This window comes from Escherichia sp. E14S1, from assembly GCF_004211995.1.
Lineage (GTDB): Bacteria > Pseudomonadota > Gammaproteobacteria > Enterobacterales > Enterobacteriaceae > Escherichia.
The window spans coordinates 1-26550 of record NZ_RHJQ01000001.1; the positions used below are offsets into that span (position 1 = coordinate 1).

Genomic DNA, 26550 nt, shown 5'->3' on the forward strand with positions numbered 1-26550 from the left:
GGCGGATTGAGAGATTTTCAGCCTGATACAGATTAAATTAACCGGCGATAAGCGGGTTAATAAACAGAATTTGCCTGGCGGCCGTAGCGCGGTGGTCCCACCTGACCCCATGCCGAACTCAGAAGTGAAACGCCGTAGCGCCGATGGTAGTGTGGGGTCTCCCCATGCGAGAGTAGGGAACTGCCAGGCATCAAATTTAGCGTGCTGATATGGCTCAGTTGGTAGAGCGCACCCTTGGTAAGGGTGAGGTCCCCAGTTCGACTCTGGGTATCAGCACCACTTTTTAGGTTAAAGTTCGGCAGATTAGAAAAGAATTTGTCTGGCGGCAGTAGCGCGGTGGTCCCACCTGACCCCATGCCGAACTCAGAAGTGAAACGCCGTAGCGCCGATGGTAGTGTGGGGTCTCCCCATGCGAGAGTAGGGAACTGCCAGGCATCAAATAAAACAAAAGGCTCAGTCGAAAGACTGGGCCTTTTGTTTTGTCTGTTGCTTGTCGGTGAACGCTCTCCTGAGTAGGACAAATCCGCCGGGAGCGGATTTGAACGTTGCGAAGTAACGGCCCGGAGGGTGGCGGGCAGGAAGCTCGCCATAAACTGCCAGACATCAAATCAAGCGAAAGGCCATCCGAAAGGATGGCCTTTTTGCGTTTCGAATCCATGTACAACTTAATGGATAACCTGCGATAAAAATGCCCTCGTACGCTCCGATTTAGGATGCGCAAAAAATTCATCCGGTGCAGCTTGCTCCACGATTTCTCCGCGATCCATAAAAATCACTCGATCAGCGACAGTTCGCGCAAATCCCATTTCATGTGTTACGCACAGCATCGTCATGCCTGACTGAGCCAGCCCAATCATCGTATCCAGCACTTCTTTTACCATCTCCGGATCGAGCGCCGACGTAGGTTCATCAAACAGCATGATCTTTGGTTTCATACAAAGTGAACGTGCTATGGCAACGCGTTGCTGCTGACCACCAGAAATCTGCCCGGGAAACTTCTGTGCATGTTCGGCAATTCTCACCCGCTCAAGGTAATGCATCGCCAAAGCTTCAGCTTCTTTCTTCGGCATTTTACGCACCCAAATCGGCGCCAGGGTACAGTTTTGTAAAACGGTCAAATGTGGGAATAGATTGAAATGCTGAAAGACCATTCCCACTTCCTGCCTGACGCGCTCAATATTGCGAATATCTTCGTTAAGCTCGATGCCATCCACCACGATCCGTCCCTGTTGGTGTTCTTCCAGATGATTAATACAGCGAATGGTTGTCGATTTCCCGGAACCGGAAGGTCCACACAGTACTATTCGTTCTCCCGGTTGCACGGTTAAATTTATATTTTTCAGAACATGGAATTGCCCATACCATTTATTGACGTTTTCCAGCGTAATCATCGCGTTAGCAGGTTGCAGTAAAATTTGGCTCATAGTGTCCTCAATGCGGTGTACGCCCGGTGTTAAAACGTTTTTCCAGATGTTGGCTATAACGTGACATGCTGAAGCAGAAGATCCAGTAGATCAGTGCGGCGAAAACATACCCTTCTGTGGACATACCTAGCCAGGCGGGATCAACGGTTGCCTGCTGCACACTACTGAAAAGATCGAACAACCCGATGATGATCACCAGACTTGTGTCTTTGAATAGTGCGATGATGGTATTTACCAGCCCAGGAATCACCAGCTTCAGTGCCTGTGGCAGAATAACCAGCCCCTGCGTTTTCCAGTAACCCAAGGCCAGCGACTCCGCCGCTTCGTATTGCCCTTTGGGCAATGCCTGCAATCCGCCTCGCACGACTTCTGCAACATATGCTGACTGAAACAGGATCACGCCGACCAACGCACGAATCAGTTTGTCGATACTGGTGCCTTCCGCCATAAAGAGCGGCAGCATGACCGAAGACATAAACAGTACGGTAATCAGCGGTACGCCACGCCAGAACTCGATAAAAATGATCGATAAGATACGCACAATCGGCATATGGGAGCGGCGGCCTAATGCCAGTAAGATCCCCCACGGCAGTGCCCCAGCAATCCCAACAGATGCGATAATCAACGTCAGTGTCAGCCCGCCCCATTGCCGGGTTTCAACCCGCTCCAGACCAAGAAAACCGCCATACATCAGCCACCAGACAATCAGTGGGTAGATAACCGCCCATACCGCAATATAGCGACCGCGATGCGGGAGTATTTTCCAGAACATTGGTGCGATAGAAACAAGGCCAATCAGTAATGCCAGGTTAATTCGCCAGCGCTGGTCGTGCGGGTAAAGCCCATACATAAACTGGCCGAATCGTTCGTGGATGAAGACCCAACAGGCACCGGCTTTTGTGCAGTCGGTACGCGTTGAACCAACCCAGTTTGCCTGTAAAAAAGCCCAGTTCAGCAGCGGTGGAATCAGTTCCCACATCAACCATAAGCAGCCAATAGTCAGCAGGCTATTGCTCCAGCTGGAGAACAGGTTTTTGCGCACCCACACCATAGCGCGGCTTGAGTTATGGCTCGCCGGGCGCGGGGGATGAGACAGCAATACTTTTGTCATCATGACTCCTTAGCGTTCAACGATCGCGATACGGCGGTTATAGATATTCATCAGCAGCGAGATAGTCAGGCTGATAATCAGATAGACCGACATCGTCATGGCAATCGTCTCGATGGCTTGCCCCGTCTGGTTCAGCACTGTGCCAGCAAACAGCGAAACCATATCTGGATAGCCAATAGCGGCGGCAAGAGAGGAGTTTTTGACGATGTTGAGATACTGGCTGGTAAGTGGTGGAATAATTACTCGAAGCGCTTGTGGAATGATCACCTGGCGTAGCGTAACTGGGTTGGGCAATCCCAGCGAGCGGGCAGCTTCATGTTGACCATAAGGCACTGCTTGGATCCCGGCGCGAATAATCTCGGCGATAAATGCAGATGTATAAACTGAAAGCGCCAATGTTAAGGCTGCCAGCTCAGGGATAAGCACCATCCCGCCGCGGAAGTTAAACCCTCGTAGCGCCGGAACATCCCAGTGCAGTGCCGCACCAAAAAGCCATTGCGCCAGTAAAGGTAAACCAGTGAGCAACACAACGGCGCAAGGCCAGGTTCGTCGCAGTTGTCCGGTCTTTATCTGGTGCGTTTTATTAAAACGGAATAGTCCAACAGAAATGGCTATAGCAATAACAACAGTCAGGATAAACGCAATAAATCCATCTCCCAGCTGCGGCGACGGAATATAGAGCCCACGATTGCTCAAAAAGGCGAGATCAAACGCACTCACTGCCTGTCGCGGTCCGGGCAAATTGCGCAACACGGCAAAGTACCAGAAGAAGATTTGCAGTAGCGGGGGAATATTACGGAAGATCTCAATATAAATTGTGGAAAGCTTTCGTAGCAGCCAGTTATCCGAAAGTCGCGCCAGACCGATAAAGAAGCCCAGGACAGATGCGAATACGATACACAATGCTGAAACCAGTAGCGTATTGAGTAAGCCGACAATAAAAACGCGTCCGTAGGTATCGCCCTGCTGGTAATCGATCAAATGCTGGACGATCCCGAAGCCTGCGCCGCGATCCAGAAAGGCAAATCCTGATGTAATGCCGCGATTGTTTAGATTCGTCACGGTGTTGTGAAATAACCAACCAACAATGCCGACGACGGCAACAACGGCGAGGATCTGGAATAACCAGGCGCGAACCGTAGGGTTGCTAAAGGAGAGTGAGCCTTTAACGGTTGAGCGGCGATGGGGCATATAAACCTCGGAAACCATAACGCTGAAGAGAGCGCCGCCGTAGCGACGCCCGTTACCTCACACCGACTTAACGCACGGGCGGCGCGTACTGAATACCGCCGTTATTCCAGAGATTATTTTGCCCACGTTTAATTTTCAGCGGGCTTTCTGAACCTACATTACGCTCAAAAATTTCCGAGTAGTTACCCACCTGTTTGATGATGTTGTAAGCCCATTTATTATCCAGCTTCAGATCCTTGCCGTAATCGCCCTCTTTACCCAGCAGATGCGCCATATCAGGCGTAGCTGGATTAGCCGCTTTTTCATCAACGTTTTGCGAGTTAACGCCCATCTCTTCAGCATTCAGCATGGCGAAAAGCGTCCAGCGCACAATAGAGAACCATTCATCATCGCCACGACGGACGACCGGACCAAGCGGTTCTTTAGAGATAACTTCTGGCAGGACAATCCATTCGGCAGGATTACTTAATTTGATCCGCAGGGCATACAGTTGCGACTGATCCGAGGCCAGCGTATCGCAGCGGCCAGATTCCAGAGCCTTTGCTGATTCGTCAGAGCGATCGAAAGTCACTGGCGTGTACTTCATATTGTTTGCCTTGAAGTAATCGGCGACGTTAAGTTCGGTATCAGTCCCCGCCTGAATACAGACGGTTGCGCCATCCAGTTCTTTCGCGCTTTTTAATCCCGCTTTATCGTGCGTCAGGAAGCCAATGCCGTCGTAATAAGTGACGCCAGTAAATACCATTCCCATTCCTGCGTCGCGGGATGAAGTCCAGGTCGTATTACGGGAGAGCAAATCCACTTCTCCTGACTGTAAAGCGGTGAAGCGTTCTTTTGCTGTGAGTGGGGTATATTTCACTTTCGTGTCGTCGCCAAATACAGCAGCGGCAACACCACGACAAACATCTACATCAATACCTGAAAACTTACCGTCTGCATCGGCATAAGAGAATCCAGGTAATCCGTCACTGATCCCGCATTGCACAAACCCTTTATTCTTTACGGCATCAAGTGTCGCGCCAGCATGCGCCTGATTTGCAACGGCAAGCAGCACGCTGGCGGCAGCCAGTGTGGCTATCATCATCTTTTTCATAATGCTTCCTGTGAGGCGAAAATTATCGTTATAGGACGTTTGGGAAACGTCTTTTACCTGTCTGTGGCCATCCTTTTATAAGCAAAAGTAGTGCCAGTTTTTGCGCACGATTCCGTGTCGCAATAAGCTGAGTGTAGACAGGAAATAATAAAAACATCGCCCCGCAATGGTGCGAAAATGAAACATACGCCACATTTTAGCGCAAAATATTTATTCGCATTTTACTAAGCAGGATAATGATTGTTAGCGTGAGCATGTGTTTTAAATGAGGGTAAAAACTAATGGATGTGTTATTTCGACGGTTCGAAATAAAATGCTAAATTAAAAGGGAATAAGCTAGCCGAATATAGTTGTATTTTATCTTACGGTGAGATTCTGTACCGTTAAACAGAGCGCGGAACTCCGCGCCCTGTTCAGTTATTTCGACAGAGCGATGATCCCCATCGTCAGGCCAGCAACAGCCGCTGCCCCGCCAGCAATAGCCCCGGCAGTTTCCCAGTTATCCTGAGTCGTACCTTTCATACAGGTATTGGTGTGAACCAGACGGCCCTGATCGTCATAAACCGGAACGCAGGGTGAATCGTGAGCGCAGCCCGCCAGCAATGCGGTGAGCAATGCGACAGGAATTAATCTTTTCATGGTGTTACCTCAGTAATAACGCTACCGCTTAATAAGCTAACTTTCTTATTAACGTACTGAATTCCATTTTATCACCGGGAGTTATAATTCTTGCGAGATGAATAATGACAAATTATGTTAATTGTAAAAATAATGAAGGGAGAAAGAATGAATGCACTCAATTCAAAAGTTAGTGAATCATTAACTCATTAATTTTTATAGTTTTAACTGCAAATTAAAAAGGCGTCCGAAGACGCCTTTGTGTTTTAAATTTACCCTTTAAAGCAACGGCGGATCACCACAAAGAACACAGGGACGAAGAAGATTGCCAGTAATGTTGCGGAAATCATGCCGCCCATGACTCCAATCCCTACTGCGTTCTGCGCGCCGCTTCCCGCACCATTACTGATAGCCAGCGGCAATACGCCGAGAATAAAGGCGAGTGATGTCATCAGAATCGGACGAAGACGCATACGTACGGCCATCAGCGTTGCTTCAATAACACCTTTCCCCTCTTTCTCCATCAGGTCTTTGGCGAACTCAACAATCAAAATAGCGTTTTTAGCTGATAAGCCAATTGTCGTTAACAAGCCCACCATAAAATAAACGTCATTTTTTTGATTAAAGAGTGTCGCCGCCAGCAGCACGCCGACAATCCCTAACGGCACGACCAACATAACCGAGACAGGAATTGACCAGCTTTCATAGAGCGCTGCAAGGCACAGGAAAACGACCACGAATGAAATGGCTACCAGAGCAGGGGCCTGGTTGCCTGACAAGCGTTCCTGATACGACATACCCGTCCAGTCATAACCGATTCCGTTAGGTAGTTGTGAGGCGAGGCTTTCCATTAGCGACATCGCATCGCCGGAACTGGTGCCTGGCGCGGCCTCCCCCTGAATCTCCATAGAAGGTAGACCGTTGTAGCGTTCCAGACGCGGAGAACCATATACCCAATGTGAAGTGGTAAAGGTGGAGAATGGCACCATTTCGCCGTTGGCACTGCGGACATAAAGTTTATCGACATCTTCTGGCAGCATACGGAATTTGGCATCCGCCTGAACATATACTTTTTTCACGCGGCCACGGTCGATGAAGTCGTTGACATACGTCCCGCCTAACGCCGTAGAAATGGTCTGATTAATGTCAGAAAGCGAAACGCCTAATGCCTGTGCTTTTTCCTGGTCAACTTCAAGTTTGAACTGCGCAGTATCTTCCAGGCCATTGGGGCGCACACTGACTAAGCTTTCAGGATGTTGCGCCGCCATGCCAAGCAATTGGTTGCGGGCATGGGTTAAGGCATCGTGACCAAGACCCGCCTGATCGATTAACTCAAAGTCGAAACCTGTTGCCGTACCCAGTTCAACAATGGCTGGCATATTGAATGGAATGACAAAACCGTCGCGGATTTTACTCAGTTCCATTTTGGCACGTTGGATTACCGCTTCCGCGCTATTTTCTTCGCCACTGCGCTCTTCCCACGGTTTAAGGCTGACAAAGGCCATCCCGGCGTTTTGCGCCTGACCGCTGAAGCTAAATCCATTGACTGTAAAGACACTTTCAACGTTCGCCTTCTCGTTCTTCAGATAGTAATCCGTCACTTCATCCAGTACTTTTTGTGTCCGCTCTTGCGTCGCGCCAGCGGGCAGTTGGATCATGGTCAGGAAGACACCCTGATCTTCTTCCGGCAAGAAAGAAGAAGGGAGGCGTAAAAACAGCACTACCATTCCGGCGACAATCAGCGCATAGATCAGTAAATATCGCCCTGTGGAACCGAGGATTTTGCCAACGCTATTGGTGTAGTGATTAACGCTATGATCGAAAGTGGTGTTAAACCAGCCGAAGAAACCACCCTTATTTTCGTGATGCTCGGCAGAGACTGGTTTCAGCAATGTTGCACATAACGCGGGGGTGAGAATCAGCGCAACCAGTACTGAAAGCGCCATTGCTGAAACAATAGTGATAGAGAACTGTCGATAAATTGCCCCTGTTGAGCCACCGAAGAATGCCATCGGAATAAACACCGCCGACAGTACCATCGCGATACCTACCAGCGCACCCTGGATTTGCGACATCGATTTTTCCGTCGCTTCTCTGGGGGGGAGTTTATCCTCCATCATTACGCGCTCGACGTTCTCTACAACGACTATCGCATCATCAACAAGAAGCCCGATGGCAAGTACCATCCCGAACATCGTTAGCGTATTGATGGAGTAACCAAAAGCGGCGAGTATGGCAAACGTCCCTAACAACACGACAGGTACAGCAATGGTGGGTATCAATGTCGCCCGCATGTTCTGCAAGAACAGATACATCACCAGGAATACCAGGATAATGGCTTCGAACAGCGTTTTCACCACTTCCTGGATAGAAAGCTGGACGAAAGGCGTGGTGTCATAAGGGTAAAGAACCTTCATTCCCTGTGGGAAGAACGGCTGCAATTCTGCCAGTTTGGCCTTGATGGCTTTTGCGGTATCAAGTGCGTTAGCTCCCGTTGCCAGTTTAATACCGAGGCCAGCCGCGGGTTTGCCGTTGATACGGGCGATAACGTTATAGTTTTCACCACCGAGTTCAATCCGTGCGACATCTTTCAGCCGCACTACCGAACCGTCGCTGTTCACGCGCAGGGTGACTTTGCCGAACTCTTCCGGATCTTTTAACCGTGTCTGGGCAATAATCGACGCGTTTAGCTGCTGTCCTGGTAATGCCGGCGTGCCGCCTAACTGACCGGCCGCAATCTGGTCGTTCTGTACTTTCAACTGGTTAATAACATCAACCGATGTGAGTTTATATTTGTTCAGCAGATCGGCATCGAGCCAGATACGCATAGCGTACTGAGCACCGAACAGTTGTACGTCGCCAACGCCGTTCAGACGGCTAATGGTATCTTTGACGTTAGAGGCGATGTAGTCGGAAATATCGTCTTGCGTGGTACTTGGGTTATCAGAAACAAAACCAGCCACCATCAAAAAGCTGCTACTTGATTTCTCGACACTTATCCCCTGTTGCTGGACTTCCTGCGGCAGTAGCGGTGTGGCGAGTTGAAGTTTGTTTTGTACCTGCACTTGCGCGATGTCTGGATCGGTCCCGGACTGGAAGGTGAGAGTAATTGTCACGCTACCGGCTGAATCGCTGGTGGAGGACATATACATCAGATTATCGATGCCGTTCATATTCTGTTCGATAACCTGTGTCACCGTATCCTGCACGGTTTGCGCATCAGCGCCCGGATAGTTTGCCGACACAGAAACAGCGGGCGGGGCAATGGTTGGATACTGGGCGACGGGCAATTGTAGGATCGCCAGTACGCCCGCCATCATCAGAATAATGGCCAGCACCCATGCAAATATTGGTCGTCGAATAAAAAAGTTTGCCATATCAGATTGCCTTACTTCGACGCAGTATCTGCGGGGGTATCGGTAGTGGCTTTAACCTGCTCTCCCGGGCGTGCTTTTTGCAGGCCGCTGACAATGACCTGATCACCCGCTTTTAGTCCTTCGCTAATCAGCCATTTATCGCCAATGGCCTGGCTGGCGACAACAGGACGCGCCTCAACCTGGCTTTTATCATTAACAATCAGCACGGTAGCGTCACCACGCGGCGTGCGGCTAACTCCCTGTTGCGGGATAAGAATAGCGTCAGGTTGTACACCTTCATCAATCCGTGCGCGCACAAACATACCTGGCAGAAGCGTGTGTTGCGGGTTAGGGAAAACCGCGCGCAGGGTAATGGAGCCGGTGCTTTCATCAACGGTTACATCAGAGAATTGCAGCGTGCCTTTCAGGGGATAGGTTTGACCGTTTTCCATGACCAGCTCTACGTTGCTGGTGGCGTTTTCCTTATGCAAACTACCTTGCTCTACGGACTGCTTGAGTCTCATGAAGTCGTTGCTGGATTGGGTCACATCGACATAGATAGGATCGAGTTGCTGGACAGTCGCCAGTTCGGTCGTTTGCCCGTTAGTGACGAGAGCACCTTCGGTCACCGAAGATTTGCCGATACGCCCGCTAATTGGCGCAGTCACTTTGGTATAAGCGAGATTGATGCGGGCGCTTTCGACCGTGGCTTTTGCGGCTATGACGGTAGCATCGGCCTGACGAGCATCAGCAATCGCCTGATCGTACTCCTGCTGGCTGATGTATTTCGTACCCACAAGCGGAACATAACGTTTTACCGTCAAATGCGCGATGGATGCGGCAGCTTCGCTTTTCGCCAGGTCGCCTTTCGCGCTGTCATAACTTGCCTGATAAGTGGCTGGATCGATCTGGTACAGGGACTGGCCAGCTTGCACATCGCTGCCTTCAGTGAAATTACGATTCAGCACTATCCCGCTAACCTGTGGGCGAACCTCGGCAATACGGAAAGCATTAGTACGGCCTGGTAATTCAGTTTTAACTTCTAACGGGGCAGTATTCACAACATGAACGGTAACCTGCGGTTCACCGACGTGAGCTTTCTCTTCTCCCTTATCGTTACAACCCGCAATTAACGCTGCGGAGATCATGATAAAGGAGGGCAGGAGGAAAAACCTGGCATGTTTCGTCATTACTATTCCTCAAAAAACCAAAAGCGCGTTATTAGCCAGAAAAAGGCAACGCGTTAACTCGCAGAAATAAAAATACAGTTCGCTATCCTACAAATTATCGTCCGGCGATGTAAGGAATAGTTATGAATAGTCGCTATTCAAGGCACGTAAACACAAAAATAGATTAATATTCTAATGTTCTCATTTGATGTGAGTTGAAAAGAATGGAAGCATTTTAACGCAAAGTGAAATATACATTTATTAATTAAATATATTATCGTCAAACAATAGACTTTGATTATTTGACGATTGATAGCAGACGGGAATTGGTTTCTCGTATAAATAAAAATTAGGTGATACATTACTTCTCGTTGTTTCCCTTATGTCGAATACATTTATTCCCTGAATGATTAATCATGGCAAAAAGAACCAAAGCTGAAGCCCTGAAGACCAGGCAAGAACTGATTGAAACTGCCATCGCCCAGTTTGCGCAGTATGGCGTAAGCAAGACGACGCTCAATGACATCGCCGACGCCGCCAACGTCACGCGTGGCGCAATCTACTGGCACTTCGAAAACAAGGCTCAACTGTTTAACGAGATGTGGCTGCAACAGCCTTCATTGCGTGAGTTAATCCAGGAACGTTTAACGGAAGGGTTAGAACATGATCCTTTCCTGCAATTGCGTGAAAAACTGATTGTTGGCTTGCAATATATTGCCGAAATTCCCCGCCAGCAGGCGTTACTGCAAATCTTATATCACAAGTGTGAATTTAGTGATGAAATGCTGGCCGAGGCAGTAATACGTGAAAAGATGGGCTTTAATCCACAGATTCTGCGTGAAGTATTACAAGCATGTCAGCAACAGGGGGATATAGCTAAAAGCCTCGACTTAGACGTCGTAATGATTATTATTGATGGCGCCTTCAGCGGTATTGTTCAAAACTGGTTAATGAATATAGCGGGTTACGATCTTTATAAACAAGCACCCGCATTAGTCGATAATGTATTAAGAATGTTTATGCCAGATGAAAACATAACGAAATTAATTCATAAAACAAATGAATTAGGTATCGTATAAAGTTACATTCTATTGTGAAAATCCAGTTCGTCACAGTTAACCAGTTTTAGCGGATTAACCGAGTTCATATTGCGACATTTGTCTGTTTCTGTTGCCAGTAGTTCAATCCACTGCATCAGTAAGGTATCAAACAGAAAAACGGAGACAGCGAAAACGACGAGCCACCAATACTTGCGAATCATTACCTGAGCCTGTGCATGTTTAACCAAGTCTGGCAGGAAATATACACGAAATGAATAATCTGAAAACCAGGCTTACACTTCCTTTACTTTGCAATGAGAGTGGGGTCAACTTCGCTGATCCGGCTTCGTTTTGACAGGTTGCCGGTCTTTCTTTTTTTCACTTTCGCCAGCTCTTCCATGGAGTAATTTGACGCGACTTCCAGTCGGCGTAGCCCTATCTTGATGTACTCGCTGTTAATCTCAATACCAATGAATTTTCGCCCGGTCGCGATGGCGACGGCACCGGTGGTGAAGCTACCAGCAAACGGATCGAGAACGACATCGCCAGGGTTAGAAGAGGCGAGAATAATGCGCTTCAGTAAAGCTTCAGGCTTTTGCGTCGGATGGTTTTCATATTCATCCATCAAATAACGTACGCGTGGAAAATCCCAGACGTTACCTGGCACTTTTTGATGATTGTAAGGTTGTGGGGGATTTTTGCGATAGTCGATTAATGCACGCTGTGCTCCGGTTTTGGCTTCTACCAGAATAGCATCGCTGTTAAATGTGTAGTTCTTTGCGTCTTTCACCATCATCAGGATGGGTTCATACATGGAGCCGTAATATTTTTTTGCCTGAACGCCGGAGCTGTCATACGACCAGACGATGCGACTTTTGATGGTAAAAAGCTGGCGGCACTGGAGGTCAATAAAGGGCATGTTTTCCGTGCTGTTCATGATGTACATGCTGCCCTGTTTTTTCAGAACGCGGTGGCACTCTGTAATCACTTCAAATAGCCAGTTAATAAACAGATCTTCTTTCCACGCTTCGATCAGGCCATCGAAATTTTTACCGATGTTATAAGGCGGGTCAGCAAAGATTAGATCGACACTTTCTGCGGGTATCTTTTTAAGTTCAGCTAATGCATCACCGTGGATAATGGTCTTTGTATTGTCGCCAAACCTGGTGGGTTCACATCCTGTTCTCATGGTCACTCCCTTTGCGACACCTATAAAAAAGGCGCTTCCCCATGCCGAGTAGCGCCTTTTAATCAAGCAATTAGCTAACCTGAATTAGTTCATGCCGTACTTTTTCAATTTTTTACGCAGCGTACCACGGTTGATGCCCATCATCAGCGCAGCACGGGTCTGGTTACCACGGGTGTATTGCATCACCATGTCCAACAGGGGCTGTTCTACTTCAGCCAGTACCAGCTCATAGAGGTCATTAACATCCTGACCGTTCAGTTGAGCAAAATAGTTCTTCAGTGCCTGTTTAACCGAGTCACGCAGGGGTTTTTGGGTTACCTGATCCTGAGAGTTAACGGTAGAAACGGTCAGTACGTCAGAATTTACGCGTTGTTCGAACATAGTTCTGTCAGCTCTTTATTTCTGTTTACGCAAAATTTTCGAAGTATGCCTCCAACGCCTCCAGCTGTTCGCTGGCATCCTCAATGGCGTTGAATGTGCGCCGAAACTGGTCATTTGGAGCGTGTTCCTGGAGATACCAGGAAACGTGTTTACGTGCAATTCGGTACCCTTTTGCCGGACCATAAAAGTCATGCAGTTCCCGAACGTGCGCGCAAAGCAAGCGCTTAACCTCTGCCAAAGGCAGCGGGGGCAGCAACTCCCCAGTGTCCAGATAATGCTGGATTTCCCGAAAGATCCAGGGTCTTCCCTGAGCTGCGCGGCCTATCATCAGAGCATCCGCCCCTGTATAGTCGAGCACAGCTCTGGCTTTAAGCGGGTCAGTAATGTCGCCATTCGCGATAACCGGAATGGAAACTTTCTGCTTAACTGCCCGAATACTGTCGTATTCAGCTTCTCCATTGAACAAACAGGCGCGTGTACGGCCATGAATGGTCAGAGCCTGAATGCCACAGTCTTCAGCCAGTTGGGCAATCTCTTCGCAGTTACGGTGTTCCGGCGCCCAGCCGGTGCGAATCTTCAGGGTAACAGGAACGTCCACTGCATTGACGACCTCGGTAAGGATCGATTTAACGACATCCGGGTACTGCAAGAGGGCTGAACCTGCAAGCTTGCGATTCACTTTTTTAGCCGGGCAACCCATATTGATATCAATAATCTGGGCACCGCTTTCCACGTTAATACGTGCTGCATCTGCCATTTCTTTCGGATCGCTACCGGCAATTTGCACGGTGCGAATACCGGGTTCATCAATGTGCACCATCCGTAAACGAGATTTGTCGCTTTCCCAAACCTGAGGGTTAGAAGACATCATCTCGGATACTGTCAATCCGGCTCCCATCTCGTAGCACAACGTCCGAAAAGGTCTGTCTGTAATGCCAGCCATGGGCGCTGCGATCAGGCGATTTCTGAGCTGATATTGTCCGATGCGCATGAGTTAAGAAATGACCATACTGTGACTGCAAGGCGGCGTATATTACGCATTTTTTGCACGAGATGAAAGGCCAAACTTTGACCAATCCTCTGAGATGGATCAAAGAATTGCATTTAAAATGAACTCGGCGGAATAATTAATCATAAAAATCATCACATTAGAAATAAGTGATTAAAATTCGCACTCAAAGAAATTTGAGTAAGTTCTCAATTTTTCTTTATGAATGAAAATTTTGGCACGCAAATTTGCCTAAATAATCAGCAAAATTACGTGCCTTTTGTGACGTTGCTCGCACTTCTCTCTACATCACTATGCCGCATTCTGGCGGTTAATTCTTACGACCAGTAATGCGACACCACTCTTCTTTTTCCACGACCGGGTCCAGAACGAAGCTGTCGGCATAAGCTTCACAAACGCTCTCCGCCTGGCTTGCCAGAATACCGGAAAGGCCCAGCAAGCCGCCTGAAACCGGCAGGACGCTGATTAACGGTGCCAGTTCACGTAACGGGCCTGCGAGGATGTTAGCGACCACCACGTCGGCTTTCATCGCTTCAGGCTGATCTTTGGGTAAGTAGAGTTCCAGACGGTCAGAAACGCCATTACGTTCGGCGTTGTCGCGGCTGGCCTGAATGGCCTGCGGATCGATATCAATACCAATGGCTTTTGCTGCGCCCAGTTTCAGCGCCGCGATTGCCAGAATGCCGGATCCACAGCCAAAATCGATGACCGTTTTACCGGTTAAATCGAGGCTGTCGAGCCATTGCAGGCACAGAGAGGTGGTTGGATGAGTCCCCGTACCAAACGCCAGGCCCGGGTCTAACATCACGTTGACGGCGTTTTCGTCTGGCACATCACGCCAGCTTGGGCAGATCCACAGACGTTCGCCAAAGCGCATTGGGTGGAAATTATCCATCCATTCGCGCTCCCAGTCTTTATCTTCCAGTTGTTCGATTTTGTGCGCGAAGCCTGCGCCGAGCAGCGGATGATTCTCCAGAATCGCCACGACTTCATTCATGTCGGTTTCAGCATCGAACAGACCAATCACATCGGTGTCGCCCCACAGGCGCGTTTCGCCCGGCAGCGGCTCAAACACCGGCGTATCGTGGGTATCCTGAAAAGTAATGGACACGGCACCCGCTTCCATCAGCGCATCGCTAAGATCTTCAGCGTTCGCGCCGGTGGTGTTCAGTTTCAGTTGGATCCAAGGCATGGCAAAACTCTTTATTTATCAGTAGTCAAAACGGTAGCTTGCGAGACGGAAGTACCGAAACGGTTTCCGACCAGGAAAGCCAGCAAACTTAGCAGTAACGAGGGCACGATAGGGTGGAAGCCCAGGTACTGAATATTCAGGGTCGCGAGCACGGCATACAGCACGCCGCCAACGATCATCGCACTTAGCGCACCTTTGGCGTTGGCGCGTTCCCAGTAAAGACCCAGCACCAGCGGCCATAGGAAAACGGCTTCCAGCCCACCGAAGGCCAGCAAATTCAGCCAGATGATCATTTCTGGCGGCTTCCAGGCGGCAAGCAGCAGCAACGCGCCGAGAATCAACGTAATCACCGCCGACATCCGCTTCAGACGCGTCTCGTTTTGCATTTGATCCGGACGGATATTCAGATAGAGATCTTTAATGATCGTAGCGGAACTTTGCAGCAACTGGGCGTTGATCGTCGACATGATCGCGGCCATCGGTGCAGCCAGGAAGATCCCGGCAGCAAACGGTGGCAGCACTTTTACCATTAACGTCGGGATCACCAGATCCGGTACGGTGAGATCGGGGATCACCGCCCGACCTAACGCTCCGGCCAGGTGCATACCGAACATCAGGATTGCGACTACAATCGTTCCGATGATGATCCCCCGATGCACTGCTTTGCTGTCTTTATAAGAGATACAGCGCACCGCAGTATGCGGCAGGCCAATAACGCCAAAGCACACCAGTACCCAGAACGATGTCATAAAGGCAGGTGACAGAATATCGTCAGCACCTTGTGGCGTAACCAGCTGTGGATCGATGGTTTGCAGCGTCTCTACCGCGTTGCTTAAGCCGCCAGCGGCATGTACCACGCCGACCAGCAGCACAATGGTGCCAACCAGCATCACCAGACCTTGCATGGTGTCGTTCAGCACACTGGCGCGAAAGCCGCCAAAGGCGGTATATAACGCAATACTGATACCGAAAATCAGCAGCCCGGTTTCATAAGGAATACCCGCCGCGGTTTCCAGCAGACGCGCACCGCCGATAAACTGCACGGTCATCGCACCAACGAACGCAACCAGCAAACTCAAACTCGCCAGCCACACCAGAAGACGACTCTGGTAGCGGGCAAACAGCATATCGTTCAGCGTCACCGCATTGTAGCGGCGCGCAAGAATCGCGAACTTCTTGCCGAGTATACCGAGCGAAAGCCAGACTGCAGGAAGCTGAATCATCGCCAGCAATACCCAACCCAGGCCGTATTTATAAGCAGCGCCAGGCCCGCCGATAAACGAACTGGCACTGATATAGGTCGCGGTGAGCGTCATCGCCAGCACAATACCGCCCATGGAACGGCTGCCGAGGAAATACTCATTGAGGAAGGTGCCGGTGCTCCGTTTACGCATCGCATAAACAGAGATACCGAACACCACCACCAGATAGGCGACCAGCGGTAGAATCACTTCAAGCTGCATCGTCATCCTCCAACGGGATATCGCGATAGATAAATTTCACCATCGCCCAGCATAGTCCAATAAACAGCAGCGGCGTCAGGATGCAGGCCATCTCAAACCAGCGCGGAAAGCCGGTAAAACCGGGGGCAACGCCAGGTAAGTAAGCAGCTACTAACCATACCGCCAGATACAAAAGGGTCAGCCCCAGCGCCCAGCGCGCCTCTTTATGGGCCTGAACAAAACGAGTGTCCATTTTTTGTCCCTGATGGGTGAAGAAAGCGGGGATTGTACCTTATGGGGGTTGTCGATCCCCAGTAATAAAAAAGGCCGGAAAATCCGGCCTTTTGACGCTTTTGCAGTCTTATTTTTCCTGAAGACCGAGTTTTTTCTCCAGATAGTGGATGTTAGTGCCACCATGCTGGAAGTTCTCGTCATTCATGATGCGGATCTGCAGATCAACGTTGGTTTTGATACCGTCGATGATCAGCTCCTGCAGTGCATTCTTCATGCGTGCAATTGCCACGTCACGGTTTTCACCGTAGCAAATCAGCTTACCGATCATTGAGTCATAGTACGGCGGCACGGTGTAGCCCGCGTAGATATGAGACTCCCAACGTACGCCAAAACCGCCTGGTGCGTGGAAACGGGTGATTTTGCCCGGGCTTGGCAGGAAGGTGTTCGGATCTTCGGCGTTGATACGGCACTCTACCGCATGGCCGCGAACGTGAACTTCTTCTTGCTTGATAGACAGCGGCTGACCGGCAGCGATACGCAGCTGTTCTTTGATCAGGTCAACGCCAGTGATCATTTCAGTAACCGGGTGTTCTACCTGAATACGGGTGTTCATTTCGATGAAATAGAACTCGCCGTTTTCGAACAGGAACTCGAATGTACCTGCACCGCGATAGCCGATATCAACACACGCTTTAGCGCAACGTTCGCCGATGTAGCGACGCAGTTCCGGGGTAATGCCCGGTGCTGGCGCTTCTTCGACCACTTTCTGGTGGCGGCGCTGCATGGAGCAGTCACGTTCCGCCAGATAGATAGCGTTGCCCTGACCGTCAGCCAGCACCTGAATCTCGACGTGGCGAGGATTTTCCAGGTATTTCTCCATGTAAACCATATCGTTGCTGAAAGCAGCTTTCGCTTCCGCACGAGTCATGGAGATAGATTGCGCCAGTTCAGCATCGCCGCGCACTACGCGCATACCACGACCGCCGCCGCCGCCGGAGGCTTTGATAATTACCGGATAACCAATGCGTTTAGCAATGGCGCGGTTTTTATCCATATCGTCGCCCAGCGGGCCGTCAGAACCTGGTACGCAAGGAACGCCAGCTTTTTTCATCGCGGCGATTGCGGATACTTTGTCGCCCATCAGGCGAATGGTTTCTGCTTTCGGGCCGATGAAGATAAAGCCGGAGCGTTCAACCTGCTCGGCAAAGTTGGCGTTCTCGGAAAGGAAGCCGTAACCCGGATGGATTGCTACTGCGCCGGTGATTTCAGCGGCGCTGATGATTGCCGGGATGTTCAGATAACTTTTTACTGACGGAGCAGGGCCGATACAGACCGTTTCATCTGCCAGTAATACGTGTTTTAGATCGCGATCCGCGCTGGAGTGCACAGCGACAGTCTTGATGCCCAGTTCTTTACAGGCACGAAGAATACGCAATGCAATCTCGCCGCGGTTGGCAATAACAATTTTATCCAGCATGTTCGCCTCGTTACTCGATGACGACCAGCGGCTCGTCAAATTCTACCGGTTGTCCACTTTCGACCAGAATTGCTTTCACAGTACCGGATTTGTCTGCTTCGATCTGGTTCATCATTTTCATGGCTTCAACGATGCACAGGGTATCGCCCACGTTCACTTTCTGACCCACTTCGATGAACGCTTTCGCGTCCGGGCTTGGGGTGCGGTAGAAAGTACCAACCATTGGGGAACGTACGATGTGACCACTGATTTCCGCTGCTGCTGGCGCTTCCATGGAAGGAACGGTCGCCGGAGCGGCTGCGTTAGATTGAGCTGGCTGCTGCATCATTGGTGCAGCGTAAGCTTGTTGCATCATCGGGAAACTTGCGGCAGGTGCTGCACGGCTGATGCGTACTGACTCTTCGCCTTCAGAAATTTCCAGTTCAGAGATGCCTGATTCTTCAACCAGCTCGATCAGTTTTTTAATCTTACGAATATCCATGAGTGGGTTCCGTACTCTTTGTTTAGTGTGATTGTGACAGGCGTTTCACCGCCGTCTGTAAAGCGTATGCCCCGACAGCTGTATGCATAGCGGTAAATTCCAGCAGGCCGGGACGCCGGTCTATTTTGCCCCAGAGTGTCAATGTGAGACTTGACGGACATTGTGCAGCGATTTGCTGCTATCCTCCGGCAAAAAACAAAATATACCTTCGTTGCGCCATTGTCACCTTTTCAGCAGTTTAAAAGCTGCCTCAGGGAGAACGAGGTCGCACATTATAACGATTTCGTAGCAAATGGCAGCTAAATACTGGTCTTATCAGGGAAGATAATCAACAGCTAACATGTAAATAACTTTCAACGTCGCGTAATTTGCAATAAGCCGCACAGTTCACGAAATTAGCGCCACCATTGACGGAACTTCTTATAACGTAAGGCTAAAAGCAATAATGCCAGCCCGGCGTAGATGAGCGGCTGCGGTGAGATAACCTTCACTGACCACAGATAATGTATGGGGGCCAGGATCGCGACAAGATAGACGAAGTTATGCAACTGTTGCCAGTGTTTGCCTAGTTTTCGCTGCATCGCTTGTGTAGACGTGAATGCTAAAGCAAGCAAAATCAACCAACTGATAATACCCAGGGTTAAATAAGGTCGGGTGATTAATTCCTGACCGAACAATGCCAGGTTGTTCACGCCAAGTTCCAGCAATGCATAACTGGTTAAGTGCAGCGTCGCCCAGGCGAAACACCATAAACCTAACAGGCGGCGGGTGCGTATCAATAATGGCTGCTTAGCGTAGCGCGCCAGCGGGGTAATTAACAACGTCGCCAATAAAAATTTCAGCGCAGTCCGACCGGTAAAATGCTGAATATCTTTCACCGGGTCGGCACTTAGCCCGCCATGATTGATTGCCCAAACCAGCCAGACAAACGGCAAAAATCCGGCAAGATGCAGGCAAAATTTCAGCCAGGTAACCTGTTTTGCAGTCAAACGCACTTAGAAGTTCTCCCGTAGATCCAGTCCGCGATAAAGTGACGCGACTTCATCGGCGTAGCCGTTAAATAGCAGTGTCGGCTGGCGTTGCACATCCAGGATGCCACCTGAACCGATAAATCGCTCAGTGGCCTGCGACCAGCGAGGGTGATCAACATGCGGATTAACGTTGGCGTAAAAGCCGTATTCGTTGGGGGCCGAAAGATTCCAGGTGGTTGGTGGGCGTTCTCGGGTCAGCTTAATGCTCACTATCGACTTGATGCCTTTAAAGCCATATTTCCATGGCACAATCAGGCGTATCGGCGCGCCATTTTGCGGCGGTAGCGCCTTGCCGTAGACGCCGACGGTCATCAGTGTGAGCGGATGCATTGCTTCGTCGAGACGTAATCCTTCTACATAGGGATATTTCAGGCCGCCGCCGATAAACCTGTCCTGCTGGCCGGGCATTTGTTCCGGTGCATAAATTGTTTCGAAAGCGACGTACTTCGCGTTGCTGGTCGGCTCTGCCAGCGCCAGCAGTTTATGCAGCGGAAAACCAATCCACGGCACCACCATCGACCACGCTTCCACGCAGCGCATCCGGTAAATCCGCTCTTCTAACGGGAATCGACGGGTTAGCGCATCGTGGTCGAGGGTTAACGGTTTACTGACTTCACCACTGATTTTCAACGTCCACGGATCGGTTTTCAGGCTGCCAGCATTCGCGGCGGGATCTGCTTTATCCAACCCAAATTCATAGAAATTGTTGTAGCCGGAAACTTTATCTTCCGGTGTCAGTGGCAGGTTATTTTGCCAGGCAGCAGGCTTGCTGAACTCCAGGGGTTTTCCGGCAGGCGCGGGCGGGCGATCGTTCCCTTTGAACCAGCCAAGTAAATCCGCGTGGGCGGCATTTGGTATAGAGAGGGCGGCGGCGCTGATGCCTAATGCTTTCAAAACTTGCCGACGTTGCATAAAAAAAGCCGATTCAGCAGTGACATCGGCTTCTGTAAGTTGACGAATTTTTTTCATAACAGACTCCCGGTATGCTCATGATTACTATGGCAGGGAGAATGTCAAAGTGCCGCTAAAATTCGTTAACGATATGTAAATTATTTTATGCTAACGCTTAGTTAACTTTTACCAGCGTACGGCCCTGGATCTGATTGTTAATAATGGCCTCGGCAAATTTTGGTGCGTCAGCCAGTGAAATCTCTTTTGCCGCCTGGGTATAGAATGATTCCGGTAAATCGGCAACCAGACGCTGCCAGGCTTGTGCGCGGCGTGCTGGTGGCGTCATCACCGAATCCACGCCCTGCAGGCGAACGTTACGCAGAATAAATGGCATGACGGTGGTTGGCAGAGTAAAACCACCCGCCAGACCACAGGCCGCCACGCAGCCGCCGTAGTTCATTTGCGCCAGCACTTTAGCCAGCACTTTGTCGCCCACGGTGTCTATCGCCCCGGCCCAAAGCTGTTTTTCAAGTGGACGGGATTCAGCAAATTCATCACGCGGCAGAATTCGGCTGGCACCTAAACTGTTCAGATATTCATGGGTACTTTCGCGACCGGAAACAGCAACCACCTGATAACCTAACTTATGCAACAGCGCCACGGCAGTGCTACCAACGCCGCCGCTGGCGCCCGTTACCACAATTTCGCCATCTTGTGGACGAATACCGGCATCTTCCAGGGCCAGCACGCACAGCATGGCGGTAAACCCAGCAGTACCAATAATCATCGCTTTACGCGCGTCCAGACCTTGCGGCATGGCAACCAACCAGTCGCCTTTTACGCGCGCTTGTTCTGCCAGCCCGCCCCAATGATTTTCACCAACACCCCAGCCCGTGAGTAACACTTCTTGACCAGCATGAAAACGAGGATCTTCACTGTCGCGTACGGTTCCGGCGAAGTCGATGCCAGGAATCATCGGAAAATTGCGGATTATTTTTCCTTTACCGGTTATTGCCAGCGCATCTTTATAATTCAGGCTCGACCAGTGGACATCGACCGTCACATCGCCTTCCGGCAGGCGACTTGCGTCCAGAGTCTGTACAGATGCGAGGGTTTTGCCGTCCTGCTGTTCTAAAAGTAACGCCTGCATAAGAAGTCCTCATGTGCATGATGGATTGGAAAATAATTTCTGAAGACTATACTCGCTAATTGAAAAGCAAAGTCGATGAAGCGCAATAAATTGCGAGATAAATCTGATTTGCTAGTATGCCCGCTTCCTCACTATCGGAGTTAACACAAGGATGAGATTAACGACGAAATTTTCGGCCTTTGTCACGCTGCTCACCGGGTTAACGATCTTTGTGACTTTGATGGGCTGCTCGTTAAGTTTCTATAACGCGATTCAGTATAAGTTTAGCCATCGCGTTCAGGCGGTGGCGACGGCGATCGATACGCATCTGGTGTCGTCTGATTTCAGCTCGCTGAGGCCACAAATCAGTGAACTGATGATGTCAGCAGATATCGTTCGCGTGGACCTGTTACACAATAACAAACAGGTTTATACCCTTTCCCGCCAGGGGAGTTACCGCCCTGTTGGCACCAGCGATCTGTTTCGCGAACTGACCGTTCCGTTAGTTAAACATCCAGGAATGTCGCTACATCTGGTTTATCAGGACCCGATGGGAAACTATTTTCACTCGCTGATGACCACCGCGCCGCTCACTGGGGCAATTGGTTTTATTATTATTATGCTCTTCCTTGCAGTACGCTGGTTGCAGCGGCAACTTGCCGGGCAAGAACTACTGGAAACTCGCTCGGCGCGTATCTTAAACGGGGAGCGTGGGCCGAATGTGCTTGGCTCCATCTATGAATGGCCGCCAGGAACCAGCAGTGCGCTGGATATGCTGCTTTCAGAAATTCAGAATGCGCGTGAACAGCACAGCCGTCTTGATACGCTGATTCGCTCTTACGCCGCGCAGGACATCAAAACCGGCCTCAATAACCGTCTCTTTTTCGACAACCAGTTGGCTACATTGCTGGAAGATCAAGAGAAGGTAGGGACTCACGGGATCGTGATGATGATCCGTCTACCTGATTTCAATATGTTGAGCGACACGTGGGGACACAGCCAGGCCGAAGAACAATTCTTCACTCTGACGAATCTGCTGTCGACATTTATGATGCGCTATCCAGGTGCACTGCTGGCGCGCTATCACCGTAGCGATTTTGCCGCGCTGTTGCCGCATCGGACTTTAAAAGAGGCGGAGAGCATTGCCGGGCAGTTGATCAAAGCGGTTGATACCTTACCGAGCAATAAAATGCTCGATCGTGAAGATATGATTCATATCGGCATCTGTGCCTGGCGTAGCGGCCAGGAAACAGAACAAGTGATGGACCATGCCGAATCCGCCACGCGTAATGCGGGATTACAGGGGGGTAATAGCTGGGCGATTTACGATGACTCATTACCAGAAAAAGGGCGCGGCAACGTTCGCTGGCGTACGCTAATCGAACAAATGTTGAGTCGTGGCGGTCCCAGGCTTTATCAAAAACCTGCGGTCACCCGGGAAGGGCAGGTTCATCATCGCGAAATTATGTGTCGCATCTTTGATGGTAATGAAGAGGTAAGCTCGGCGGAATATATGCCGATGGTGTTGCAGTTTGGTTTATCGGAAGAGTATGACCGCCTGCAAATCAGTCGTCTCATCCCGCTGTTACGCTATTGGCCGCAAGAAAATCTGGCGATTCAGGTGACCGTTGAGTCGTTGATCCGCCCGCGTTTCCAGCGTTGGCTGCGCGATACGTTGATGCAGTGTGAAAAATCACAACGAAAACGCATAATTATTGAACTTGCAGAGGCTGATGTTGGTCAACATATCGGTCGCTTGCAATCTGTCATTCGTTTGGTGAATGCTTTAGGGGTTCGAGTTGCCGTTAACCAGGCTGGATTGACGCTGGTAAGTACCAGTTGGATCAAAGAACTGAATGTCGAATTACTCAAGCTTCATCCGGGGCTGGTAAGAAATATTGAGAAGCGAACGGAAAACCAATTGTTGGTTCAGAGCATGGTAGAAGCCTGTTCCGGGACCAATACCCAGGTTTACGCGACTGGCGTACGTTCGCGAAGCGAGTGGCAGACCCTGATTCAGCGCGGGGTTTTGGGTGGCCAGGGGGATTTTTTCGCGTCCTCACAGCCACTTGATACTAACGTGAAAAAATATTCACAAAGATACTCGGTTTAACCTGCCGTTTGATCCGTTTTCACGTAGAATAACGCGCGCTGCGTTTCGTGGGAGTGTGCTTATCTGCTCGCCAGATTGTTGCAGCACATATGCAGATGAATGACCTTACGCAGTTGCAAACAGGCGAGGAATGCTGTTGACGCATTTAGCCTAATCTGGACTCAGGCAGAGATTTGTAACAAAGGAAACGAACTGCACTAATTTTCACCGTAGCAGATGATTTTTGCGCCTTGTCGCTGCTGCGTGTGGTTGGTAAAGTAAGCGGATTTTCTTTTCCGCCCCAGCTTTCAGGATTATCCCTTAGTATGTTGAAAAAATTTCGTGGCATGTTTTCCAATGACTTGTCCATTGACTTGGGTACTGCGAATACCCTCATTTATGTAAAAGGACAAGGCATCGTATTGAATGAGCCTTCCGTGGTGGCCATTCGTCAGGATCGTGCCGGTTCACCAAAAAGCGTGGCTGCAGTAGGTCATGACGCGAAGCAGATGCTGGGCCGTACGCCGGGCAATATTGCTGCTATTCGCCCAATGAAAGATGGCGTAATCGCTGACTTCTTCGTGACTGAAAAAATGCTCCAGCACTTCATTAAGCAAGTGCACAGCAACAGCTTTATGCGTCCAAGCCCGCGCGTTCTGGTCTGTGTGCCGGTTGGCGCAACCCAGGTTGAACGCCGCGCAATTCGTGAATCCGCGCAGGGCGCTGGCGCCCGTGAAGTGTTCCTGATTGAAGAGCCGATGGCCGCGGCAATTGGCGCCGGTCTGCCGGTTTCTGAAGCGACCGGTTCCATGGTAGTTGATATCGGCGGTGGTACTACTGAAGTTGCCGTAATCTCGCTGAATGGCGTGGTTTACTCCTCTTCTGTACGCATCGGCGGTGACCGCTTCGACGAAGCCATTATCAACTATGTTCGTCGTAACTACGGTTCCTTGATCGGTGAAGCGACAGCAGAGCGTATTAAACACGAAATCGGTTCGGCTTATCCGGGCGATGAAGTGCGTGAAATTGAAGTTCGTGGTCGTAACCTGGCTGAAGGTGTTCCACGCGGCTTTACGCTGAACTCCAACGAAATCCTCGAAGCGCTACAAGAGCCGCTGACCGGCATCGTTAGCGCAGTGATGGTTGCGCTGGAACAGTGTCCGCCGGAACTGGCTTCCGACATCTCTGAGCGCGGAATGGTGCTCACTGGCGGTGGCGCATTGCTGCGTAACCTTGACCGTTTATTAATGGAAGAAACCGGCATTCCAGTCGTTGTTGCTGAAGATCCGCTGACCTGTGTGGCGCGCGGTGGCGGCAAGGCGCTGGAAATGATCGACATGCACGGCGGCGACCTGTTCAGCGAAGAGTAATCGGATGCAGGCAGGGGAAGCGTTTGTTTATCCTGCCTGGTCTGATACGAGAATACGCATAACTTATGAAGCCAATTTTTAGCCGTGGCCCGTCGCTACAGATTCGCCTTATTCTGGCGGTGCTGGTGGCGCTCGGCATTATTATTGCCGACAGCCGCCTGGGGACTTTCAGTCAAATCCGTACCTATATGGATACCGCTGTCAGTCCTTTCTACTTTATTTCCAATGCTCCTCGTGAATTGCTGGATGGCGTATCGCAGACGCTGGCCTCGCGTGACCAACTAGAACTTGAAAACCGGGCGTTACGTCAGGAGTTGCTGCTGAAAAACAGCGATCTGCTGATGCTGGGACAATATAAACAGGAGAACGCGCGCTTGCGTGAGCTTCTGGGTTCTCCGCTGCGTCAGGACGAACAGAAGATGGTGACCCAGGTTATCTCTACTGTTAACGATCCGTACAGCGATCAGGTTGTTATTGACAAAGGCAGTGTCAACGGTGTTTACGAAGGCCAGCCAGTCATTAGCGATAAAGGTGTGGTCGGCCAGGTGGTGGCGGTCGCAAAATTGACCAGCCGCGTACTGCTGATCTGCGACGCGACCCATGCGCTGCCGATTCAGGTGCTGCGTAATGATATCCGCGTTATCGCGGCGGGTAATGGCTGTACTGATGATTTACAGCTTGAGCACCTACCGGCGAATACTGACATTCGTGTTGGTGATGTATTGGTGACTTCAGGTCTGGGCGGTCGTTTCCCGGAAGGTTATCCGGTGGCGGTTGTCTCTTCCGTGAAACTCGATACCCAGCGCGCATATACCGTGATTCAGGCGCGTCCGACTGCGGGACTGCAACGTTTACGTTATCTGCTTCTGTTGTGGGGGGCGGATCGTAACGGGGCCAACCCGATGACGCCGGAAGAGGTGCATCGCGTTGCTAATGAACGCCTGATGCAAATGATGCCGCAGGTGTTGCCTTCGCCAGATGCAATGGGGCCAAAACTGCCTGAACCGGCAACGGGAATTACCCAGCCAAGCCCGCAGCAACCTGCAACAGGTACTGCCGCTGACCGCTCTCCACAAAGGGCTACGCCGCCGCAGAGTGGTACTCAACCACCTGCGCGTACGCCAGGAGGGCAATAGTGGCGAGCTATCGTAGCCAGGGGCGCTGGGTTATCTGGCTCTCTTTCCTCATTGCGTTATTACTGCAAATTATGCCCTGGCCGGATAATCTTATCGTTTTCCGGCCTAACTGGGTTTTGCTCATCTTATTGTATTGGAGCCTCGCCTTGCCCCATCGCGTAAATGTGGGCACAGGTTTTGTGATGGGTGCCATACTGGATCTGATCAGTGGCTCCACGCTCGGTGTACGGGCGTTATCGATGAGTATCATTGCTTATCTGGTCGCGCTGAAATTCCAGCTTTTCCGTAATCTGGCATTGTGGCAGCAGGCGCTGGTCGTCATGTTGCTTTCGTTGGTTGTGGATATTATTGTTTTCTGGGCAGAGTTTTTAGTGATCAACGTCTCTTTCAGACCGGAAGTATTCTGGAGTAGTGTAGTCAATGGCGTGCTCTGGCCGTGGATTTTCATGCTGATGCGCAAAATTCGTCAGCAGTTTGCAGTGCAATAAAGGTTT

24 protein-coding genes, 1 tRNA gene and 2 rRNA genes are annotated in these 26550 nt (G+C 50.4%); 8 read left to right on the forward strand and 19 right to left on the reverse strand.

The features are described from left to right. Positions 1–73: 73 nt before the first annotated feature. The 3 genes from rrf (D9734_RS00005) to rrf (D9734_RS00015) all read left to right on the forward strand — a co-directional run bounded on the left by rrf (D9734_RS00005) (position 74) and on the right by rrf (D9734_RS00015) (position 434). Positions 74–189: ribosomal RNA gene (gene rrf, locus D9734_RS00005) — 5S ribosomal RNA — on the forward strand. A gap of 14 nt (positions 190–203) precedes the next feature. Beyond that, a tRNA-Thr gene (locus D9734_RS00010) sits at positions 204–279 on the forward strand. Positions 280–318: 39 nt separating this feature from the next. After that, a 5S ribosomal RNA gene (gene rrf / locus D9734_RS00015) occupies positions 319–434 on the forward strand. A 231-nt stretch (positions 435–665) separates the two neighbouring features. Here the strand turns inward: rrf (D9734_RS00015) and D9734_RS00025 are convergent. The 7 genes from D9734_RS00025 to acrE all read right to left on the reverse strand — a co-directional run bounded on the left by D9734_RS00025 (position 666) and on the right by acrE (position 9983). Beyond that, complete coding sequence (locus D9734_RS00025; RefSeq protein ID WP_000078344.1) at positions 666–1424, reverse strand: amino acid ABC transporter ATP-binding protein; 759 nt, start codon at positions 1422–1424, stop codon at positions 666–668. 7 nt (positions 1425–1431) lie between these two features. Continuing rightward, a complete protein-coding gene (locus D9734_RS00030; protein ID WP_130204652.1) occupies positions 1432–2535 on the reverse strand; it encodes an amino acid ABC transporter permease in 1104 nt (367 codons plus the stop codon). A gap of 9 nt (positions 2536–2544) precedes the next feature. Then, positions 2545–3726, reverse strand: a complete 1182-nt coding sequence (locus D9734_RS00035; protein WP_130204492.1) for an amino acid ABC transporter permease — start codon at positions 3724–3726, stop codon at positions 2545–2547. Positions 3727–3793: 67 nt separating this feature from the next. Further along, positions 3794–4819 carry an amino acid ABC transporter substrate-binding protein gene (locus tag D9734_RS00040; protein WP_130204494.1) on the reverse strand — a complete coding sequence of 342 codons (1026 nt, stop codon included), beginning with the start codon at positions 4817–4819 and terminating at the stop codon, positions 3794–3796. A gap of 417 nt (positions 4820–5236) precedes the next feature. Then, on the reverse strand, positions 5237–5458 hold the full coding sequence (locus D9734_RS00045) for a membrane protein (protein WP_000825639.1): 222 nt from the start codon (positions 5456–5458) through the stop codon (positions 5237–5239). 251 nt (positions 5459–5709) lie between these two features. Next, positions 5710–8814, reverse strand: coding sequence for a multidrug efflux RND transporter permease subunit AcrF (gene acrF, locus D9734_RS00050; protein WP_130204496.1), 3105 nt, complete (start codon positions 8812–8814; stop codon positions 5710–5712). A gap of 11 nt (positions 8815–8825) precedes the next feature. Then, positions 8826–9983, reverse strand: coding sequence for a multidrug efflux RND transporter periplasmic adaptor subunit AcrE (gene acrE / locus D9734_RS00055; RefSeq protein WP_130204498.1), 1158 nt, complete (start codon positions 9981–9983; stop codon positions 8826–8828). A 395-nt stretch (positions 9984–10378) separates the two neighbouring features. Between acrE and envR the strand changes: the two genes are divergently transcribed. Then, the gene (gene envR / locus D9734_RS00060) at positions 10379–11041 is read left to right on the forward strand and encodes an acrEF/envCD operon transcriptional regulator (protein ID WP_130204500.1); all 663 of its coding nucleotides are present in this window, start codon (positions 10379–10381) and stop codon (positions 11039–11041) included. A 2-nt stretch (positions 11042–11043) separates the two neighbouring features. On the opposite strand, the gene D9734_RS00065 is transcribed toward envR, so the two are convergent. From D9734_RS00065 to D9734_RS00120, 12 genes are all read right to left on the reverse strand, one after another. Continuing rightward, positions 11044–11223 carry a DUF2556 family protein gene (locus D9734_RS00065; RefSeq protein ID WP_010345321.1) on the reverse strand — a complete coding sequence of 60 codons (180 nt, stop codon included), beginning with the start codon at positions 11221–11223 and terminating at the stop codon, positions 11044–11046. Between the two features lie 83 nt (positions 11224–11306). After that, on the reverse strand, positions 11307–12191 hold the full coding sequence (gene yhdJ, locus D9734_RS00070) for an adenine-specific DNA-methyltransferase (RefSeq protein WP_130204502.1): 885 nt from the start codon (positions 12189–12191) through the stop codon (positions 11307–11309). A gap of 84 nt (positions 12192–12275) precedes the next feature. Further along, a complete protein-coding gene (gene fis, locus D9734_RS00075) occupies positions 12276–12572 on the reverse strand; it encodes a DNA-binding transcriptional regulator Fis (RefSeq protein ID WP_000462905.1) in 297 nt (98 codons plus the stop codon). A 25-nt stretch (positions 12573–12597) separates the two neighbouring features. Beyond that, a complete protein-coding gene (dusB, locus tag D9734_RS00080) occupies positions 12598–13563 on the reverse strand; it encodes a tRNA dihydrouridine synthase DusB (protein ID WP_001219652.1) in 966 nt (321 codons plus the stop codon). A gap of 328 nt (positions 13564–13891) precedes the next feature. Next, positions 13892–14773: a 50S ribosomal protein L11 methyltransferase gene (gene prmA / locus D9734_RS00085; protein ID WP_130204504.1), complete on the reverse strand. Its 882-nt coding sequence runs from the start codon at positions 14771–14773 to the stop codon at positions 13892–13894. Between the two features lie 11 nt (positions 14774–14784). Beyond that, entirely contained in the window at positions 14785–16236 is a 1452-nt protein-coding gene (gene panF, locus D9734_RS00090; RefSeq protein ID WP_130204506.1) for a sodium/pantothenate symporter, read from the reverse strand. Then, positions 16226–16468, reverse strand: a complete 243-nt coding sequence (locus D9734_RS00095) for a YhdT family protein (RefSeq protein WP_000381170.1) — start codon at positions 16466–16468, stop codon at positions 16226–16228. The genes panF and D9734_RS00095 overlap by 11 nt, the downstream gene beginning before the upstream one ends. Before the next feature lie 108 nt (positions 16469–16576). After that, the gene (gene accC, locus D9734_RS00100) at positions 16577–17926 is read right to left on the reverse strand and encodes an acetyl-CoA carboxylase biotin carboxylase subunit (RefSeq protein ID WP_000884639.1); all 1350 of its coding nucleotides are present in this window, start codon (positions 17924–17926) and stop codon (positions 16577–16579) included. Positions 17927–17936: 10 nt separating this feature from the next. Then, on the reverse strand, positions 17937–18407 hold the full coding sequence (gene accB, locus D9734_RS00105) for an acetyl-CoA carboxylase biotin carboxyl carrier protein (protein WP_000354618.1): 471 nt from the start codon (positions 18405–18407) through the stop codon (positions 17937–17939). A 395-nt stretch (positions 18408–18802) separates the two neighbouring features. After that, complete coding sequence (msrQ, locus tag D9734_RS00110) at positions 18803–19402, reverse strand: protein-methionine-sulfoxide reductase heme-binding subunit MsrQ (RefSeq protein WP_130204508.1); 600 nt, start codon at positions 19400–19402, stop codon at positions 18803–18805. Continuing rightward, the gene (gene msrP / locus D9734_RS00115; protein WP_130204510.1) at positions 19403–20407 is read right to left on the reverse strand and encodes a protein-methionine-sulfoxide reductase catalytic subunit MsrP; all 1005 of its coding nucleotides are present in this window, start codon (positions 20405–20407) and stop codon (positions 19403–19405) included. Positions 20408–20504: 97 nt separating this feature from the next. Next, the gene (locus D9734_RS00120) at positions 20505–21479 is read right to left on the reverse strand and encodes an MDR family oxidoreductase (protein WP_130204512.1); all 975 of its coding nucleotides are present in this window, start codon (positions 21477–21479) and stop codon (positions 20505–20507) included. A gap of 151 nt (positions 21480–21630) precedes the next feature. On the opposite strand from D9734_RS00120, the gene csrD reads away from it, so the two are divergent. The 4 genes from csrD to mreD all read left to right on the forward strand — a co-directional run bounded on the left by csrD (position 21631) and on the right by mreD (position 26544). Further along, entirely contained in the window at positions 21631–23571 is a 1941-nt protein-coding gene (csrD, locus tag D9734_RS00125; protein ID WP_130204514.1) for an RNase E specificity factor CsrD, read from the forward strand. A 305-nt stretch (positions 23572–23876) separates the two neighbouring features. Beyond that, positions 23877–24920 (forward strand): rod shape-determining protein MreB, encoded by a 1044-nt coding sequence (gene mreB / locus D9734_RS00130; protein ID WP_000913396.1) that lies wholly within the window; start codon positions 23877–23879, stop codon positions 24918–24920. Positions 24921–24985: 65 nt separating this feature from the next. Next, a complete protein-coding gene (mreC, locus tag D9734_RS00135; protein ID WP_130204516.1) occupies positions 24986–26056 on the forward strand; it encodes a rod shape-determining protein MreC in 1071 nt (356 codons plus the stop codon). Then, on the forward strand, positions 26056–26544 hold the full coding sequence (gene mreD / locus D9734_RS00140) for a rod shape-determining protein MreD (RefSeq protein WP_130204518.1): 489 nt from the start codon (positions 26056–26058) through the stop codon (positions 26542–26544). The genes mreC and mreD overlap by 1 nt, the downstream gene beginning before the upstream one ends. The last annotated feature ends 6 nt before the right edge of the window (positions 26545–26550 follow it).

What these genes read in the sequence shown, in the direction of transcription:
- D9734_RS00025 (WP_000078344.1), bottom strand. Translation starts at nt 1,424, where the DNA reads ATGAGCCAAATTTTACTGCAACCTGCTAACGCGATGATTACGCTGGAA.
- D9734_RS00030 (WP_130204652.1), bottom strand. Translation starts at nt 2,535, where the DNA reads ATGACAAAAGTATTGCTGTCTCATCCCCCGCGCCCGGCGAGCCATAAC.
- D9734_RS00035 (WP_130204492.1), bottom strand. Translation starts at nt 3,726, where the DNA reads ATGCCCCATCGCCGCTCAACCGTTAAAGGCTCACTCTCCTTTAGCAAC.
- D9734_RS00040 (WP_130204494.1), bottom strand. Translation starts at nt 4,819, where the DNA reads ATGAAAAAGATGATGATAGCCACACTGGCTGCCGCCAGCGTGCTGCTT.
- D9734_RS00045 (WP_000825639.1), bottom strand. Translation starts at nt 5,458, where the DNA reads ATGAAAAGATTAATTCCTGTCGCATTGCTCACCGCATTGCTGGCGGGC.
- acrF (WP_130204496.1), bottom strand. Translation starts at nt 8,814, where the DNA reads ATGGCAAACTTTTTTATTCGACGACCAATATTTGCATGGGTGCTGGCC.
- acrE (WP_130204498.1), bottom strand. Translation starts at nt 9,983, where the DNA reads ATGACGAAACATGCCAGGTTTTTCCTCCTGCCCTCCTTTATCATGATC.
- envR (WP_130204500.1), top strand. Translation starts at nt 10,379, where the DNA reads ATGGCAAAAAGAACCAAAGCTGAAGCCCTGAAGACCAGGCAAGAACTG.
- D9734_RS00065 (WP_010345321.1), bottom strand. Translation starts at nt 11,223, where the DNA reads ATGATTCGCAAGTATTGGTGGCTCGTCGTTTTCGCTGTCTCCGTTTTT.
- yhdJ (WP_130204502.1), bottom strand. Translation starts at nt 12,191, where the DNA reads ATGAGAACAGGATGTGAACCCACCAGGTTTGGCGACAATACAAAGACC.
- fis (WP_000462905.1), bottom strand. Translation starts at nt 12,572, where the DNA reads ATGTTCGAACAACGCGTAAATTCTGACGTACTGACCGTTTCTACCGTT.
- dusB (WP_001219652.1), bottom strand. Translation starts at nt 13,563, where the DNA reads ATGCGCATCGGACAATATCAGCTCAGAAATCGCCTGATCGCAGCGCCC.
- prmA (WP_130204504.1), bottom strand. Translation starts at nt 14,773, where the DNA reads ATGCCTTGGATCCAACTGAAACTGAACACCACCGGCGCGAACGCTGAA.
- panF (WP_130204506.1), bottom strand. Translation starts at nt 16,236, where the DNA reads ATGCAGCTTGAAGTGATTCTACCGCTGGTCGCCTATCTGGTGGTGGTG.
- D9734_RS00095 (WP_000381170.1), bottom strand. Translation starts at nt 16,468, where the DNA reads ATGGACACTCGTTTTGTTCAGGCCCATAAAGAGGCGCGCTGGGCGCTG.
- accC (WP_000884639.1), bottom strand. Translation starts at nt 17,926, where the DNA reads ATGCTGGATAAAATTGTTATTGCCAACCGCGGCGAGATTGCATTGCGT.
- accB (WP_000354618.1), bottom strand. Translation starts at nt 18,407, where the DNA reads ATGGATATTCGTAAGATTAAAAAACTGATCGAGCTGGTTGAAGAATCA.
- msrP (WP_130204510.1), bottom strand. Translation starts at nt 20,407, where the DNA reads ATGAAAAAAATTCGTCAACTTACAGAAGCCGATGTCACTGCTGAATCG.
- D9734_RS00120 (WP_130204512.1), bottom strand. Translation starts at nt 21,479, where the DNA reads ATGCAGGCGTTACTTTTAGAACAGCAGGACGGCAAAACCCTCGCATCT.
- csrD (WP_130204514.1), top strand. Translation starts at nt 21,631, where the DNA reads ATGAGATTAACGACGAAATTTTCGGCCTTTGTCACGCTGCTCACCGGG.
- mreB (WP_000913396.1), top strand. Translation starts at nt 23,877, where the DNA reads ATGTTGAAAAAATTTCGTGGCATGTTTTCCAATGACTTGTCCATTGAC.
- mreC (WP_130204516.1), top strand. Translation starts at nt 24,986, where the DNA reads ATGAAGCCAATTTTTAGCCGTGGCCCGTCGCTACAGATTCGCCTTATT.